This is a genomic window from Saccharopolyspora erythraea, from assembly GCF_018141105.1.
Lineage (GTDB): Bacteria > Actinomycetota > Actinomycetes > Mycobacteriales > Pseudonocardiaceae > Saccharopolyspora_D > Saccharopolyspora_D erythraea_A.
Genome location: NZ_CP054839.1, coordinates 1,429,115 through 1,446,739 on the forward strand (window position 1 = coordinate 1,429,115; position 17,625 = coordinate 1,446,739).

The window sequence follows — 17,625 nt, forward strand, 5'->3', positions numbered from 1 at the left end:
GCGCCTTGGCCAGCGTGCACGGATTACCGCCCGGTGATGCCGCACAGGACCTGCTCGACCCCGCGTGGCAGATGCGCTGGCGGGTGCCGGAGCTGGCTCTGGTGCTCAGCGATCGGGCCGTGGCGCAGGCCAGGCGCACCGGTGACCGGGCGTTGCGGTTGCGCGCCGAGGTGCTGGCGTTGTTCACCACCAACCGGCTCGGTCGCGGCGTGTCCGCGACCGGCCGGGCCATCGCGGCGTTGCGGGACGCCGAGGCGGCGGGCGAGGCCGGCGTAGCGGCGGAGCTGCGGGTCGAGCTGGCCTGCTGCGCCCGCAGCGCGGGCAGCAACGAGGTCGCGGTTCGCGTGCTCGAACCGGTTCTCGCGCAGGAACGGCTGGAGCCGCTGGTGCGGGCGCACGCGCTGCTCGCGCTGGCGGCGGCCCTGCCGTTCCAGCAGGCCGACGGTGAGCGGGCCGAGGCGCTGGAGGAGGCCGACCGCCTCTACATCGCCGCCGAGCTGAACCGCGACGCCAACCGCTTGATGCGGGCCCGGGTCAAGGCCGCGCGGGCGGGGCACCACCGCAGGCAGGGCGAGTTCCCGGAGGCGGTGGACGCAGCCGACAGCGGGCTCGGTCTGTTGCAGCGGCTGGGCGACCCGGCGGCCGACAGCGGTGAGATCCACGCGCGGCTGGTGCTGGAACGCGTCCAGGCGCTGCTGGAGCTCGGGCGCCGGGACGAGGCCGTCAGCGCGGCGGCGGAGGTCCTGAGCAGGCCGGTGCGCGCCGCCGCGGCAGGGCCTTCCGGTTGGCTCCGGCTCGCCCTCGCCACCCGGGTCTACCAGCCGGAGGGCGCGCACATGGTCGCGGTGCGAGTGCTCAACGACGCCATCGCGATCGCGGAGCGCCACAAGCTGGACGGGCTGCTCGCCGAGACGCTGAGCACGCTGTCGAACCTGCACGAACGCGCCGAGGAGCTGGCCGAGGCACTGCTCGCCCTGCGCAGGGCTTACGCCGCCGACCGGCGCTGGCGCGCGTCCGTGCACGCGGCTCGCCTGCGGTTGCTGGAGGAGTTCCCCGCGCTCGTGCAGGGCGTGGGACCGGTCCGCAGTTCGGCCGCGCAGGAGGTGCCGACGCCTCGGCGGGAGCAACTACCGGCGGCCGGAGACCAAGGGGGCCGGACGGAGCCGGCGGCGGCCTCGGCGGATCCAGCCACAGCCGTGCCCAAGCCGGGTGCGGCGCATTCGGCCGTGCGCCAGTCGGCGCCCTCGGCGCAGGCGCAGGCCGGGGGAGTGCCCGCGGCGCGCACGACACCCGCTGCGGAGCAGGCACCGGTCTCCACCGAGCGGACGACCGCGCCTTCGTCCTCCGCCGCGGCCGCGGACGCTGCGCACTCAGAGGCGGCGCACACAGCGCTGACGCACACATGGGCTTCGCACGCGGAGCCGACGCGCACAGGGGCTTCGCACGGGGAGGCCGCGCACGCGTCGGGCTCCGCACCATCGGCGGCTCCCGAGCGTCAGGGTTCGCAGGAAGAGGCGGCTGGCACCCAGGCGGAACCTCCCGCCGAGCGTGCGCAGGGTTCCCGGCGTTCGCGACGGGCCGGTGAGACGCCTGAGTGGCTTGTCGCAGCCGCATCCGAGGCGCGTCACGAGCACCACGCTCGCGGCTCGCGTGCGGAGCGACGTCTCGCGCAGGAGCGGGAGGAACTCCAGGCGGCGGCGCAGGGCTCGTCGAGCCCGGCGCAGGAGTCGCCGAACCCGACGGCGGTCGCAGCGCAGGAAACCTCCATCGCGGCGCAGGAGACCTCCGCAGCGGCGCACGAACCGCCCGTCTCAGCGGGTGGGGCGACCACGCCCGGGACGGGGAACGTCGGCGAGACCGCGGCGTCGCGTGAAATCGACGAGTCGCTGGAACTCCAGCAGGTGCGTGCGCTGCTGGAGGCGGGAGATCTCCAGAAGGCACGCGAGTTCCTGGAGGCGCGGGGCCGCCAGCAGTCAGCAGCATCGCCGCAGTCCGGGGCCACGCACGCGACCGCGTCCCACGAGCAACAGCAAGCACACGGGGACCGATCGGCGCAGGAGTACGCGCCGCACGAGACCTCGCCGTATGAGGGGCAAAGCCAGGAGGCGAGTGCCGAGCAGGCCGGTTCCGACGGTGGCTCGCGCACGGCCGCGAGCGAGGTCACGCACGCCGAGCAATCGACCGGCACACCGTCGGCAGGCTCGCCGCTGACAGCCGGGCAGTCCGATGAGGGGACCCCGCAGTACCGCTCCGGGGACAGCGACATCCGCGATGCCGCACGTCGGCTCATGGCCACACTCACCAGTCGCGTCACGGAGAACCACGAGCGCGAAGCCGAGCGGTTCGTGCAAGCCCAGCGGGACATGGCCTCGCAGCCGGAGCCCGGCTCCGCTCACGGGGAGGACGACTTCCCCGGCCAGGGGAGCGGATTCGGCGATCAGCACGGCCTGGACTCCGGCAGCTACGGGACGCGTCACGCCGACCCGGCCGAGGGCTACGCGGCGCGGCACGGAGACGTCTCGCAGGACTACTCGACGACCCACGACGAGCGAGCCGGGCACGGCGCGGGCACGTGGGACTTCCCGCGGGAGGGCGTTGGGGGACTCGGCGAGTCCGGGAGGAGCGGTGACGACTGCTCCGCCTACGACTTCTCCGCCTACGGCGGTTCGGGCTTCGCAGGCAGTCAGGACGCCGCCTCGACCGGTTTCGCAGGGGGCCGGGACGCCGCGTCCACCGATTTCGCAGGGGGCAGCGACACTTCCTCGACCGGCTTCCACGGGGAGCGGGAGCCAGGGTCCGTCGGCTTCGCGGGCGGTTCGGACGACGCGGCCGCAGGTGGATGGCCGTCCTGGGACCAGTCCTCCCAGCCGGAGGAGCCGACCCTGCAGAACCAGCCGCCGGTCGACGCTCCGGACGTCACTGCGATCATGCCGGTGATCGCGCTTCCGCCGGAGCGGGAGGCCGCGACCGGCGCCGACCCGCTCGGGGGCGGCTCCGACCGCCACCGGAGCGCGGGCGAGCAGCGGACAGACGCCTCCTCGTACCCGGAGTCGACGCCGTACCCAGAGCAGACCTCGCACCTGGAGTCGGGGTACTCGGAGCGGGCCTCGTTCCCGGAATCGGAGTCTTTCCCGGGCGCGACATCGTTCACGGAGTCGGAGGCCGACGCCTCGGACACGTTCCCGAGCCTGTTTCCCACGCGCGGCGCAGACGCGGACAGCGGTCGCGGGGCCACGCCTGGCGTGACCAGTGCGGCCGGTGTGGCGGCTGATGAGGCCGCAGCCGCGGAGTCGACCCGCTGGCCTGACGAGGACACCTACGTCCACCACCACGGTGTCGACGACGACGCCACGGACCCCGGCCCCCGGGCGCAGGAGCCGCAGGCCGAGGGCGGGCGGCGGTCCCGCGGCAGGACACTGGAGGAGATCCGGGCGAGCCTGCGGCTCGTCGAGGAGTCCCGCCCGCAGGGGCGTCAGGGCAGGCGTCGTGCCCGGCACGCCGAGCCCGACGACGACGCTGAACCTGAACGTGGTTCTGACCAGGGGCGAGCGACTGAGGCGGGCTCAGGGTTCGAAGCCCGTGCCACGGCAGCCGCCGGCGGCGACGCCGGGCCAGGCGCAGCAGGGGCGTTCAGCGGTCGGGGCATCCAGGACGCCGAGACCAACGCCTGGCCGGGAGGTGACACCGGGCAGGGGGCCCGAGCAGCGACCAGCAGCGGTCCGAGCGATGCGTTCGCGACCAGCACCGGCTTGAGCGGGATTCCGGCGGCGAGCCCCGAAGCGGCTCCCGCGACGGGCAGCGGCCCGGATGACGCCTCCACGGCGGGCTACGGTCTGGGCTCCAGTTCTGTGGCGGGGGCCGGCTCCGACGCCACGCCCGGTCGCGACGAGGTGACCGGCCGTGAGCAGGTGTCCGCGCCGAAGCGGTTGCGCGCCGTCCGGGACGAGCCCGACCTGACGCCGCCCACCGACATCTCGACCCGGCAGCGCAGGGCCGCGCCCCGAGCCGCCGACGCGGCCGAGTCGTCCAGCGCCGCGGAGGCGCCCGCCGAGGAGGTCCCGATCGGTGAGATCGGGCTGGCCGACCTGCTCGCCGAGGCGTTGGTGGCCTACGAGACCGGGCGGCGCAGCCAGGGCGTCCCTACCTCCGGTGAAGCCGCCGACTCGGACTACGATGCGGCCCCGGCCGGACGCCATGGTGACGCGAATGTGGCTGGAATCACGAGTGGTTCGGCGGGCGTCTCCGGCGCGTATCTGTCCACTTCGGACTCCGACTCGGCGGCGGCCGCGCCGCGGCACCGGCGCGCGGCGATCGACAACAGCACTGGGAATCCGCGTTCCTGGCCGTGGGCGGGCAACTGATCGTTTCGCTCGCCGCAACGCATTGGACGCCTTCGCGCCCTCTGCCCGCGCCTGCGCCTGGCAGGCTTACGCTGGAACTCGTGTTGGCACAACGAGGTGCCGCCAAGCATGGAGCTGCCTGAAGATGACCTCGAATCCCGGACAGTTGAACCGCCAACAACTGCAGGCCGACGGAGGTGGACCTGTGGTGGGCGTGCGCCCCGAGGCCCCCGAGCAGGCCCGCAACCGCCTGCTGGACCGCGCGGTGGAGGCCGCCCCCGAACTGGCCGAGCTGCTGTGGACCTACTACCGGCACGTCCCGGCCGAGGAGCTCGTCGACGACGAGCCCGCCGACCTGGTCGGCGCCCTGCGGTCGCACCGCGAGCTGGCCGCGGCCAGAGTCGCCGGACGCCCGGTGGTGAAGATCTTCAACCCCACCCGTGCCGAGGACGGCTGGGAGAACCCGGCGACGGTCGTGCAGATCGTCACCGACGACATGCCCTACCTCGTCGACTCGGTCATCGCCGAGCTGGGCAGGGACGGCGCCGAGGTGCAGCGCATCGTGCACCCGATCGTCGTGGTGCGCCGGGACGTCGCGGGCGAGCTGCTGGAGGTCCTGCCGGGCGCGGACCCCGCCTCCCCGCCCGCCGACGCCATGGCGGAGTCCTGGATGTTCGTCGAGGTGGACCGCATCACCGACCTGGAGCGGCTCCACGCTCTGGAGCAGGGCCTGTTCAACGTGCTCAACGACGTGCGCGAGGTGGTCGAGGACACCGAGCGCATGATCGCCACGGCCCGCGCGCTGGCCGACTCGCTGGACACCGACCCGCCGCCGCTGCCCGACGAGCAGGCCCACGACGGCGCCCAGCTGCTTCGCTGGCTGGCCGACGGCCACTTCACCTTCCTCGGTTACCGGCACAACGAGCTGGTCTCCGACGACGAGGAACCCGCGCTGCGCGCGGTGCTGGCCTCCGGGCTGGGCGTGCTGCGCAGCGACAGCGTCGCCGCTCGCGGCCTGACCGCGGGACCCGACGCGCGCGCCAACGCGCTGTCGAAGGAACTGCTGGTGCTGACCCAGGCCAGCGCACCGTCCACAGTGCACCGTGCCGTGCACCCGTACTACGTGGGCGTCAAGACATTCGACGACAACGGCGAGGTCACCGGCGAGCACCGGTTCCTCGGCCTGTTCACCACCACCGCGCTGCACGAGAACGTGCTGGACATCCCGGTCATCGAGCGCCGGGTCCGCGAGATCATCCACAACGCGGGCTTCCCGCTGGAGTCCTACTCCGGGCAGCGGATGCTGGAGGAGATCCAGAACTACCCGCGCACCGAGCTGTTCTCGACCGACCAGGAGACGCTGGCGGAGACCGTCACCGGCGTGCTGGCGCTGGCCGAGCGGCGCAAGCTCAAGCCGTTCGTGCGCCGCGACCCCTACGGCCGGTTCTTCTCCTGCCTCGTCTACCTGCCACGCGATCGCTACACCACCAGCTCGCGGCTGGCGATGCAGGAGGTGCTGATCGAGGAGCTCGGCGGCACCGGCGTGGAGTACAGCACCAGGGTCGGCGAGTCGATGCTGGCGCGGGTGCACTTCATGGTGCACACCGATCCCGAGCACCAGGCGGAGCCGGACCTGAACCGCCTGCAGGAGCGGCTCAGCGACGCGATCCACACCTGGGACGACCAGATGATCGACGAGGTCGACTCCGAGCAGCCCGGCAGGCGCGACGGACAACGGGCCCGGGCGGGCTCGGAGGCGGTCAGCGAGATCGGCCAGCGCTACGCCTCGTCGTTCCCGGAGGCATACAAGGAGGACTTCAGCGCCGTCGAGGGCCTCGTGGACCTGCGTCGCCTGGAGGCGCTGGAAGGCCCGCGGGACCTGCGGATGTCCTTCTACACCCCGCGCGACGCGGCTCCCGGTGAGCGCCGCTTCAAGATCTACGTCGGCGGCGAGCGGGTCATCCTGTCCCGCGTGCTGCCGGTGCTGCAGAGCATGGGCGTCGAGGTCGTCGACGAGCGGCCCTACGAGGTGGTCCCCGACGACGGCGGCCAGTACTGGATCTACGACTTCGGCCTGCGGCTGGAGCCGGGCCTGCTCGACACCGGCGGTGCCGAGCAGCTCGACACGCTGCGGGAGCGGTTCGAGGACGCCTTCCGCGCGGCCTGGCAGGGCGAGGCCGAGGTCGACCGGTTCAACTCGCTGGTGCTGCGAGCGGGCCTGGACTGGCGGCAGGCGGCCATGCTGCGCGCCTACGCCAAGTACCTGCGCCAGACCGGCATCAACTACAGCCAGGACTACATCGAGGACGCCATCCTCGCCCACCGCGCCACCACGGTGGCGCTGACCAGGCTGTTCGAGGTCCGGTTCGACCCGGTCCTGGGCGCCGAGGAGCGCACCGCCCGCGAGCAGGACCTCATCGCCGAGGTCACCAAGCTGATCGACGACGTCACCAGCCTCGACGCCGACCGCATCCTGCGCAGCTACCTGAGCCTGATCACGGCGACCCTGCGCACCAACTACTTCGTCGACGGGGGAACGCGTCCCTACCTGTCGCTGAAGCTGGAGCCGCAGGCGATCCCCGGGCTGCCCGAGCCGCGGCCGCAGTACGAGATCTTCGTGTACTCGCCGCGCGCGGAGGGCGTGCACCTGCGCTTCGGGCCGGTCGCCCGCGGCGGTCTGCGCTGGTCGGACCGGCGGGAGGACTTCCGCACCGAGATCCTGGGGCTGGTCAAGGCGCAGGCGGTCAAGAACGCCGTGATCGTGCCGGTCGGCGCCAAGGGCGGCTTCGTCGTCAAGCGCCCGCCGGTGCCCACCGGCGACCCGGGAGCCGACCGCGAGGCGGCGCTGGGCGAGGGCATCGCCTGCTACCGGATGTTCATCTCCGGGCTGCTGGACCTCACCGACAACCTCGTCGGCGGACAGGTGGCCCCGCCGGCCGACGTGGTGCGCCACGACGGCGACGACACCTACCTCGTGGTCGCCGCGGACAAGGGGACGGCGGCGTTCTCCGACATCGCCAACGAGGTGGCCAAGTCCTACGGGTTCTGGCTGGGCGACGCCTTCGCTTCCGGCGGCTCGGTCGGCTACGACCACAAGGCCATGGGCATCACCGCCAAGGGCGCGTGGGAGAGCGTCAAGCGGCACTTCCGCGAGCTCGGAGTCGACACCCAGACCGAGGACTTCACCGCGGTCGGCGTCGGCGACATGGGCGGTGACGTGTTCGGCAACGGCATGCTGCTGTCCGAGCACATCCGGCTGGTGGCGGCGTTCAACCACATGCACGTGTTCATCGACCCCGAGCCGGACGCGGCGGCGTCCTTCGCCGAGCGCAGGCGGCTGTTCGACCTGCCCCGCTCGACGTGGGACGACTACGACCGCAGCAAGATCAGCGAAGGCGGCGGGGTGTGGTCCCGGTCGCTGAAGTCGATCCCGCTGAACCCGAAGATTCGCCGGGCACTGGGCATCGACGAGTCGGTGACGGCGATGGCCCCCGCCGAGCTGATCAAGGCCATCCTGCTCGCCCCGGCCGACCTGCTGTGGAACGGCGGCATCGGCACCTACGTCAAGGCCGCCACCGAGACCCACGCCGAGGTCGGGGACAAGGCCAACGACCCGGTCCGCGTCGACGGTGGTGAGCTGCGGGTCAAGGTCGTCGGCGAGGGCGGCAACCTCGGGCTCACCCAGCGCGGGCGCATCGAGTTCGCCCGCTCCGGCGGCAAGGTCAACACCGACGCTCTGGACAACTCCGCGGGCGTGGACTGCTCCGACCACGAGGTCAACATCAAGATCCTGCTCGACTCGCTGGTCAGCGAGGACAGGCTCGACGGGGCCCAGCGCAACGAGCTGCTGGCCGAGATGACCGACGAGGTCTCCGACCTGGTGCTGGCCGACAACTTCCGGCAGAACGCGGTGCTGGGGATCTCCCGCGCCCACGCCGGGCCGATGGTGTCGGTGCACGCCAGGCAGGTCGGCGCGCTGGTCAAGAACAACGGGCTGGACCGGGAGCTGGAGGCACTGCCGTCGCAGAAGCAGTTCCGGGAGCGGGAGAAGGCCGGTGAGGGCCTGAGCTCGCCGGAGCTGGCGACGCTGCTGGCGCACGTGAAGCTGGCGCTGAAGAAGGAGGTGCTGGCCAGCGACCTGCCCGACGCCGACGCGTTCAGCAGGCGGGTGGCCGAGTACTTCCCGAAGCCGCTGCGGGAGCACTACGGCGAGGCGGTGCAGGCGCACCCGCTGCGCCGGGAGATCACCACGACGCTGCTGGTCAACGAGGTCGTCGACGGGGCGGGCATCTCGTACGCCTACCGGCTGGCCGAGGAGATCGGCGCGTCGGCCACCGACGCGGTGCGCGCCTACGCGGTGGTGACCGAGGTCTACGGCCTGCACGAGCTGTGGCGGCGGATCGACGAGCTGGCCAACGTGGTGCCCAGCCGGGTCGCCGACGACATGGTGCTGGAGAGCCGCAGGCTGCTCGACCGCGCCGCGCGGTGGCTGCTGTCGAACCGGCCGCAGCCGCTGGCAATCGGCGCCGAGATCGCCCGGTTCCGGCCGGTGGTCGCCGATCTGTCGGGCTCGGTGCGCGGGCTGCTGCACGGCCGCGCCGCCGAGGGCGCGGTCGAGAAGGCCGAGCGGCTGCTGGCCGAGGGCGTGCCGAAGGACCTGGCGGAGTCGATCGCGGTGCTGCTGGACTCCTACGCGCTGCTGGACATCACCGAGGTCGCCGAGCTCGCCGAGCGCGACGGCGGGGTCAGCCACGAGCGCAGCCCGCGCGAGAGCGCCGAGCTGTACTACACGCTGGCCGAGCACCTCGACATCGAGCGGATGCTGCTCGCGGTCAACGAGCTGGAACGCGGGAACCGGTGGCACTCGCTGGCACGGCTGGCGCTGCGGGATGATCTCTACGCGTCGCTGCGGGCGATCACCATCGACGTCCTGCGCACCAGCGACCCCGAGGACGGTCCGGAGGACAAGATCGCGACCTGGTCGTCGATCAACGCGTCCCGGCTGGAGCGGGCCAGGACCTCGCTGGAGGAGATCCGCAACTCCGGCAGGCTCGACCTGGCCACGCTGTCGGTGGCGACGAGGCAGCTGCGCAGCATGGTGCGCTGACGGGGCGCGGGTGCCGGTCCGACACCGGCCGGCGCCCGCGCCGAGTACGTGAGAGGAAGCCGAAGTGGGTGCGTTCGTAGCCGAGGTGGCCCTGCGCTGGTCCGACATGGACGCGTTCGGGCACGTCAACCACGCCCGGACGGTGACCCTCCTGGAGGAGGCGCGGGCCGAGCTGCTGTTCGCCGAGGCCGGGCGGCAGGGGCTGCTCGGGATGGCCGAGGGCATGGTGGTCGCGAGGGTCGTGATCGACTACCACACGCCGCTGGTGTACTCGGCGGGCTCGCTGCAGGTGCGGATGTCGGTGCGCGAGCTGAAGGCGGCGTCGTTCCTGGTCGACTACGCCGCCTACGCCCACGACTCGGTGCTGGCGGCCTCCGCCGAGACGCTGCTGGTGCCCTACGACCTGCGGGCGGGGCGTCCGAGGCGGCTGACCGAGGACGAGCGCGCGTTCCTGTCCGAGTGGCAGCTCGCGATCGACGGGGCGGAGCTGGGTCGTGCCTGAGCTGCGGATTCCCGAGGCGGTCGAGAGGGAGGATCTCGGCGCGTTCGTCGCGCGTGCGGTGCGGCTCGACGGGCAGGCGGTGGTGCGGATGCGCAACCGGCCCGGCACGGACCGCCTGGACGTGTGGGCGGCGACACCGTTCGACGCGCTGTGCACCCGGTCGGTCGAGGGCTCGGTGGAGCCGTCGGACCTGACCGCGTCGGGCAGCGAGCTGCTGGCGACGCTGACGGTCGCCGGTGGCCCGGTCATGGACCCTGGGCCGCCGCGCGACCTGCTGTGGCGTTCGGAGCTGCCGCCGCCAGGCGGCTGGCAGCGCGTGGACGACCTGCCCGCCAGGGTCGTGGGGGAGGTCGCCGAGCGCGGCATCGACGTCGCCAAGGACAACGTGGGTCCGAAGGGGACGCCGCCTGCTTCGCTGCTGGACCAGGAGGTCTTCACCGTCAGCGGCTCCGGCTTCGACGTCAAGGTGCCGCTGCGGTGCCTGTTCGTGCTGTCCGGTATGGGCTTCCTGCCGCCTTCGCCGCCGGAGGGCGAGATAGTGCGGGTCAGCGCGACGGATTCGTGGCTGCGCCTGGACTCGAGGTTCGGCGCCGTGGTGCGCCGCAGGCACGCCCTGCTGCCACTGCTGATGTGATCCCGCCCGGCGGGACACCTCTTTACTGGAGTGGTTTGCGTCGCGGTGCTGGTGGCGGAACCTCAGGGGCCCTCTGGCTCCGGGATCTTTTTCTGACGTATGCCCATACGCTGCGAAAAAGCTGTCCTCGTCAGAGGGCGACTGAGAACCCGCGGCGGTGCCGGTTGCGGGGGTTGGCCAAGCGGCTGCGCCGCTTCAGAGATCAAAGGCATCGCCGACATCGTGAATGTCCGGGCGCCGGTCGTCGGCGGAGTCAGGAACGGGCGTCGTGGCGGGCGGGCTCTGCGCCGCGGACGTCGGGGACCGATGCCGCCGGCCGGGCGTCCGGACCGCTCCCGCCGCCACCGGTGAGCGCCGGGCGGTCGTCGCCCGGTACCACGCGGTCGTCGGGCTGGCGGATCTTGTCGACGATCCAGCGCACGCTCTCGCTGACCGCGGCCTCCAGCGGTCCCCGGGTGAAGTACCGGCGCCACAGCAGCGGGAACAGGATCGAGAACCCGAGGAAGAACTCCGGCATGTAGGTGTTGAGGAAGGCCACGAAGCCCACCGGCCGGTGCCCGTCGGCGGGGAACGCCGGCATGTCGGGGATGTCGTGCGGCAGCGCCGGACCCATGCTCGCCAGCTTCGCCAGGAAGTCCGGCACCCCGCTCAGCGGCCAGCCCCCGACGATGATCTGCCAGGCCATCACCAGCGCGTGCACCGCGTAGAGGCTCAGGGCCATCGAGCCCGCCCTCGCCAGCGGCAACAGCCAGCGCCCCGCCCGGTCTGCCAGTTCCAGGCACACGGCGAGCACCACGAGCGCGATCCCGAGCGAGCCGGCCAGTTCGAAGGAGGTGCCGCTGTGCGGTGTCGCGCCCAGCAGCCAGTCCGGGTGCTGGATCGGCACCGTGCCCTGCGCGGTCATCTCCGGCAGCCCGCCAACGGCCCACACCAGCCAGCGCGAGACGTTGTAGGCGATCGCGGTCAGCGCCACGCCGATCGCGGTCAGCCACAGCCGGACCTTCCTGGAGCGCAGGTCCAGGCGCCCGACGGCCATGCCCGCCAGCACCAGCGGCAGGTACGACGCCGCCGGGTAGAAACCCATCAGCAGCAGGTCGAACACACCGAGATCGGCCATCACGTGGCCGGGATCGGCGGAGTTCACCGCCTCCACCAGGGCCGTCATCGGCGTGCCGTCGGCGATCCAGGCGCGCAGCACGAACGACAGCTGCGGACCGATCGCGGCGGCGGCGAACGCCGAGACCGCCAGCCCGCGCACCGACATCCCGAGGAACGGCAGGGCGAGCAGGAAGTACATGCCGTAGAAGGCGATGATCACGGTGAGCAGGAACCCGGTTGCCTCGGTGACCTTGGCCAGACCGATCCCGATGACCAGCAGCAGCACCGCACGCACCGCGACCCGCAGCCGGGCGTCGCGCAGCGCCGCCCCCCGCGGCACCACCGTCCGCCCGGACAGCATCGCCAGCGACAGCCCGGCCAGCAGCGTGAACAGCGCCGTCGAACGACCGCTGGAGAACTGGGCGACCACGATCTCGGGATGGCCTTCGAGGAACGGGACCCCGAAGTGGATGTTGAACATCCCGAACACCGCGAAGAAACGGGCGATGTCGACGCCGACCAGGCGACGCTTGCGCTGCGCCCGCGGCTTCCGGGCCGTCGGCTCGGCGAGGCAGGGTGAGGTCATGGTGTCCAGGGGTTCGGGGGATACCTGGCGGCACGGGGCCGCGTGGAATGTATCTAGCCGACGACCCGATCACACACCCCAGGGGGCGGGGCAGAGGCGATACTCACACCATCGGCGGCATGCCGAACTTCCCGTCATGCCAACCAGACGGCGGTTCCTCCGGGCAGCTGACCCGAGACGAGCGGGCGGCTGGACAGCAGGATCTCACCTGGTGGCACGGGAACCGGCTCCGCCGAGGTGTTCAGCGCGCAGATCAGGGCGCTGCCGACGCGGCGGAAGGCGAAGCAGCCCTCGGGAGCGCCGAACCACTCCACGTCGTCACCGGCGAAGGCCGGGTGCTCGCTGCGCAGCTCCAGCGCCCGCCGGTACAGCGAGAGCGTCGACTCCGGGTCCTCCAGCTGCGCCTCGACGGTGAAGGAGGCCCAGTCCGCGGAGATCGACGGCCACTCGCCGGGTCGCTCGGAGAAGCCGAACGGCGGGTCCTGGCCCTCCCACGGCATCGGAATCCGTTGCGCGCCGGGAAGTCCCAGCTCCTCGCCGTGGCGCAGGCATGCCGCACCCGGCAGTGCGAGCTGCACCAGCGACATCGCGCGCACCGGTGTCAGCGCCGCCTCGTCGCGGGCGGTGCCGCGCGTAGCCATCGCCCACGCGGGGCGCGGTGGCGCGTCGAGCACCCGGATGATCGCCTTGCGCACTGCGTCGGCGTCGAAGCCTGCCACCGCCAGGTCGAGGTTGAACGCGAGCTGCCAGCCCGGGCCGCTGCCGATCGCGATCCGCTCGGGGTAGCGGTCCACCACCGCGCGGATCGAGGGGGCGACGCCCTCGCGCGGATCGAGGTGGAAGCCGTCGACTCCGAGGTCCAGCCACTCCCGCAGGACGTCCTCGGGGTCCTCCCGCGCGGGGTCGAGATCCATCGCGATCAGCAGCCGGATGCCCGCCTGGTGCGCCTCGTCGAGCAGCGCCTCGAACGAGCCCGGCGGGTACTGCAGCCCGCCGACTCCGGCGAGCACGATCGCGTCGACGCCGAGCAGCTCCAGGTAGCCGAGCCGAGCCAGAACGCCGTCGAAGTCCCCGATGCCGTCGCCGTCGCCGTCGGCGAACGACCGCACGTCGATCCGGTAGAAGACCGCGCCACGCCACCACGCCCCGGCGTCCTCCGGCTCCGGTGTCGTCATGCCGCCCGCTCCGCCACCAGCGGTTCCGCTCGTCTCAGCACCGCGTCCGCACCTTCCGATCCACCGGACCCATCACGCACCTTCCAGGCCGTCCCCGGGCCGTCAGACACAACGATGCCCGGTACGGGAGTCTCCCGCACCGGGCGGCGTCGTCGGCGTCCCGGACGGCGGTTTCAGCCCCACGGGCCCGCTGCTCGCACCCGTGAGTCTTCCAAAACGCCGCAGCGGCCCAAGAGACTCACGGGGCGTGGGCCCGCGGGGGTCAGAACCACGAGTTGACCAGGCTCTGGGCCGCCATCTCGAAGTACTGCCAGAGCTGTTCGCGCTGCTCGGGGGTGAGGTCGGCCTCGTCGACGGCGATGCGCATGCAGCGCAGCCACGCGTCGCGCTCGGCGAAGCCGATCTTGAACGGGGCGTGCCGCATCCGCAGCCGCGGGTGGCCGCGGCGGTCGGAGTAGGTGTGCGGCCCGCCCCAGTACTGCATCAGGAACAGCCGGAGCCGCTCCTCCGCCGGGCCGAGGTCCTCCTCCGGGTACAGCGGCCGGAGCAGCTCGTCCTTCGCCACCTCGGCGTAGAACCGGGACACGATCCGGTGAAAGGTTTCCTCGCCGCCGACCTGTTCGTAGAAGGTCTCCAAGCTAGTCACCCCTCCATCCTCCTAGGCCCGGACCGCGGGTGTCACGCCTGCCCCGGGCTCGTCGGCGTGACCGGACGGCCGTTGGGGTAGGGCGGCTGGATGTCCGAGTCGTCGTAGGCGCGCTTGATCTCCGCTCGCAGCCTGCGCTGCACCGCCCACTGCTTGCCCGGCCGGACCTTCGTGGTCAGCCGCAGCGTTATGGTGTCCGACGTTATCTGGTCCACACCCAGCATCTCCGGCGGTTCCAGCACGTCCTGCGACAGCGGTTCGCGCGAGGTGGCCTCGGCCGCGACCTCGCCCGCGACCTCGATGGCCTTCTCGACATCGCTGTTGTGCGAGATCGGGAAGTCCACCACGGCGACCGCGAAGCCCTGGCTGGAGTTGCCGACGCGCAGGATCTCGCCGTTGCGGACGTACCAGACGGTGCCGTTGAGGTCGCGCAGCGTGGTCACCCGCAGGCCCACCGCCTCCACGGTACCGGTGGCCTCGCCGAGGTCCACGACGTCGCCGACGCCGTACTGGTCCTCGACCATCATGAACATCCCGGACAGGAAGTCCCGGACGAGGTTCTGCGCGCCGAAGGCGACCGCGACACCGAGCACACCGGCCGAGGCCAGCACCGGCCCGAGCTCGACGTCGAACACCTTCAGCACGTACATCGCCGCGATGCCGAAGATCAGGAACGAGGCGATTGACTTCAGCACCGAGCCGATCGTGCGGGCGCGCTGCTTGCGCCGTTCGGAGAGCAGCTCGGCGGTGAGGGTGTCGCCGCGGCGCTCCTTCAGCGGCTGCAGCAGCTTCGGGGTCTTGCCGTTGCCACGGGTCAGCCCGTTGATCGTGCGGTGCACGAAGTACCGCATTCCGAACGCGACCAGCAGGATGAAGACGATGTTGAGCGGCTTGGCGATCAGCAGCTCGGAGTAGGAGGCCAGCCACTCCACGCCGGTGAGGTCGTGGATGGTCTTGCACCAGCTGCCCGCCTCGTTGACGCAGCTGGGTTGGGCGAGCAGCGGGGGGATCATCGGTTCGGGGATTTGCATCGATCTTCCTGGGGAGCTTCGGGGGATGGCAGCGGGGGCCGGTGGGTTCGTGAACGCCCCGCCGTTCACGACGCCCACCGCGCCGCTGCCGTTGTCTCCAGTGCCGGACCGACCGCGCGGCTCAGCCGAGTACGAGCCCGGTCGCCTCCGCCAGGAAGGCGAGCTGGTCGGTCGCCAGCCCCACCGTACGTGAAACCGATCGGGCGGAATGCCCGACCTCGGTCTCCCTACGCAGCAACACCGGCCGTTCAACCGGGTCGGAGGCGGTCGCGTGCTGGAGCGCCGCGCACATCTTGCGTGCATGGTTGGGGTCGACCCGCGTGTCGGACTCGAACACCGTCAACAGCACGGACGGGTAGCTGGTCCCCTCGCGCACCGCGTGGTACGGCGAGTAGGACAGCAGCCAGCCCAGCTCCTCGGCGTCGTCGGCGGTGCCGTACTCCTCGTTCCAGGTGCGGCCCAGCAGGAACAGCTCGTAACGGACCATGTCCAGCAGTGGCGCGGAACACACCACCGCCCGGTACAGGTCGGGCCGCTGGGTCAGCGCCGCGCCCACGAGCAGCCCGCCGTTGGAGCCGCCGGAGATCGCCAGCTGGCCGGGACTGGTCCAGCCCTGCTCGACGAGGTGCTCGGCGGCGGCGTGGAAGTCGTCGAAGACGTTCTGCTTGCTCTCGCGCATGCCGGCGCGGTGCCACTGCTCGCCCTCCTCGCCGCCACCGCGCAGCGACGGCTCGGCCCACACCCCACCGGCGGAGACCCAGGCGAGCGCGGACGGCGTGTAACCGGGCTCCATCGACAGCGAGAAACCGCCGTAGCCGGTCAGCAGCACCGGGCGGGGGCGGTCGGGCTCGGCGGTGGGGCTGAGCACGAACATCCGCACCTCGGTGCCGTCCAGCGAGGTGTAGGTGACCTGGCGGGTGTGCACGTCGGGCAGGTCCACCGCGCCCGGCGCCCGCGCCTCGAGGCTGGTCTCGCCACTCGTGCGCGAGTAGGTGTGCACGCAGGGCGGGGTGGCGAAGTCGGTCCAGCCCAGCCACAGCCGGTCGCGGTCGTGCGTGGTCAGCACGTCGACGGTGTTGAGCGCGGTGACCTGCCCGGTGCCGGGCAGCGGCACCTCGCCGGTGCGCTCACCGGTGGCGGGATCGTGCAGCGTCAGCTCCGACACCGCGTGCCGGGTGCGCAGCACGGCCAGGCGCGGCTCGCCGTCGCCGGGGTCGAACCAGCGCACCGCCTCCAGCACCGAGTCCGGGTCCTCGGGGATCAGCTCGGTCCAGTTCTCCGGCTCCGGGTGCTCGGGGTCGGTCACGCACAGCCGCCAGCGCGGCGCGTCGAGCGTGGTCTGCACGTACATCCGGCCGTCGCGCTCGACCCAGGCGGAGGCGCGCACGCCGTCGGAGGTGTCGAGGACGCGGCGCAGCTCCGGCACCGGGGCCCCGTCGGAGAGGTCGGCGATCCACATCGAGTCGCGGCGCGCGGTGCCCGGGCTGCCGTGCACGAACAGCCACCGGCCGTCCCGGGACACCGACGTGCCGAAGTAGAACGTGTGGTGCAGGCCCTCGCCGTGCACGAGCAGGTCCTGCTCCGGGTCGGCGCCCACCCGGTGCCGCCACACCCGGCGGTGGAACTGCTCCTCGCCCTCGGGCACCGACTCCGCGGGCAGGCGCCGGACGTAGAAGAACTCCTCGCCACCGGGCAGCCACGCGATCGAGGTGTAGCGGCAGCGGTCGATCGGCCCCTCGACGCGCTCGCCGGTGGCCACGTCGACGACGTGCAGCAGCGACTCCTCGTCGCCGCCGATCGAGACCTGGTAGGCCAGCTTGTCGCCCTCCAGACTGGGGGACCAGGCGTCCAGGGTCGTCAGGCCGGAGGGGTCGATCTCGGTGACGTCCAGCAGCACCCGCTCGGAACCGTCGGCCTCGCGCACGTGCAGGACGGCGAACTCCTGGCCGGGCAGGCGGCGGGTGAAGAACGCCCGTCCCGCCCGCCACACCGGGGCCGAGACCGAGCCTGCCGACAGCAGCGACCGCATCCGCTCGGCGGCCGCCTCGCGGCCCGGGAGCGCGTCGAGCCAACCGCGAGCCAGCTCGTCCTGGGTGGCGGACCACTCCTTGGTCCGCGGGTCGGCGGCGTCCTCCAGCCACCGGTACGGGTCGTCGATCCGGCGGCCGTGGAGCACCTCCGAGATGTCGGATCGCTCGGCGTCTGGGTAAGTCAGCACAACATCGGTCACGCCCGCCGACAATACGTGCGTTCACGCCGCTTTCGCCGGATCGCAATGGATCATTTCCCGCAGGTGTCCGTGAATCGCCGGTTCGAGGCGCCGCGGCGGATCAGTTCACCTCTCGGAGGGGCGTTGTTCACGGGTGTTTTGGACAACCACTTCGCAACACGTGTCGAATCACACGTGCGTTCGGGCGGACATTTGTGTTCGACTTATGCCCGGTACCCGGTGGAGGTGGTCGAGTGCCCGACCGACAACCGACTCCGAAAGGCGCAGCCACGGGGC

At 72.0% G+C, this 17,625-nt stretch carries 9 protein-coding genes; 4 read left to right on the top strand and 5 right to left on the bottom strand.

Going from position 1 to position 17,625, the window contains the following annotated elements; translation table 11 throughout:
* Positions 1 to 14 precede the first annotated feature (14 nt).
* From HUO13_RS06605 to HUO13_RS06620, 4 genes are all read left to right on the top strand, one after another.
* Positions 15 to 4,361, top strand: a complete 4,347-nt coding sequence (locus HUO13_RS06605) for a cell wall anchor protein (protein ID WP_249125051.1) — start codon at positions 15 to 17, stop codon at positions 4,359 to 4,361.
* Between the two features lie 187 nt (positions 4,362 to 4,548).
* Positions 4,549 to 9,447: an NAD-glutamate dehydrogenase gene (locus tag HUO13_RS06610; protein ID WP_211900569.1), complete on the top strand. Its 4,899-nt coding sequence runs from the start codon at positions 4,549 to 4,551 to the stop codon at positions 9,445 to 9,447.
* Positions 9,448 to 9,511: 64 nt separating this feature from the next.
* Positions 9,512 to 9,949 carry an acyl-CoA thioesterase gene (locus HUO13_RS06615; RefSeq protein ID WP_211900570.1) on the top strand — a complete coding sequence of 146 codons (438 nt, stop codon included), beginning with the start codon at positions 9,512 to 9,514 and terminating at the stop codon, positions 9,947 to 9,949.
* A complete protein-coding gene (locus HUO13_RS06620; RefSeq protein ID WP_211900571.1) occupies positions 9,942 to 10,583 on the top strand; it encodes a hypothetical protein in 642 nt (213 codons plus the stop codon). Before HUO13_RS06615 ends, HUO13_RS06620 begins: the two co-directional genes overlap by 8 nt.
* 253 nt (positions 10,584 to 10,836) lie before the next feature.
* Here the strand turns inward: HUO13_RS06620 and HUO13_RS06625 are convergent, their stop codons facing one another.
* From HUO13_RS06625 to HUO13_RS06645, 5 genes are all read right to left on the bottom strand, one after another.
* Positions 10,837 to 12,267 (bottom strand): hypothetical protein, encoded by a 1,431-nt coding sequence (locus HUO13_RS06625; protein WP_211900572.1) that lies wholly within the window; start codon positions 12,265 to 12,267, stop codon positions 10,837 to 10,839.
* Positions 12,268 to 12,401: 134 nt separating this feature from the next.
* Entirely contained in the window at positions 12,402 to 13,442 is a 1,041-nt protein-coding gene (locus HUO13_RS06630) for a DUF3459 domain-containing protein (protein WP_211900573.1), read from the bottom strand.
* A 262-nt stretch (positions 13,443 to 13,704) separates the two neighbouring features.
* A complete protein-coding gene (locus tag HUO13_RS06635) occupies positions 13,705 to 14,088 on the bottom strand; it encodes a globin (protein WP_029622125.1) in 384 nt (127 codons plus the stop codon).
* Between the two features lie 32 nt (positions 14,089 to 14,120).
* On the bottom strand, positions 14,121 to 15,101 hold the full coding sequence (locus HUO13_RS06640; RefSeq protein WP_211902699.1) for a mechanosensitive ion channel family protein: 981 nt from the start codon (positions 15,099 to 15,101) through the stop codon (positions 14,121 to 14,123).
* 139 nt (positions 15,102 to 15,240) lie between these two features.
* On the bottom strand, positions 15,241 to 17,349 hold the full coding sequence (locus HUO13_RS06645) for a prolyl oligopeptidase family serine peptidase (protein WP_211900574.1): 2,109 nt from the start codon (positions 17,347 to 17,349) through the stop codon (positions 15,241 to 15,243).
* Positions 17,350 to 17,625: the final 276 nt, after the last annotated feature.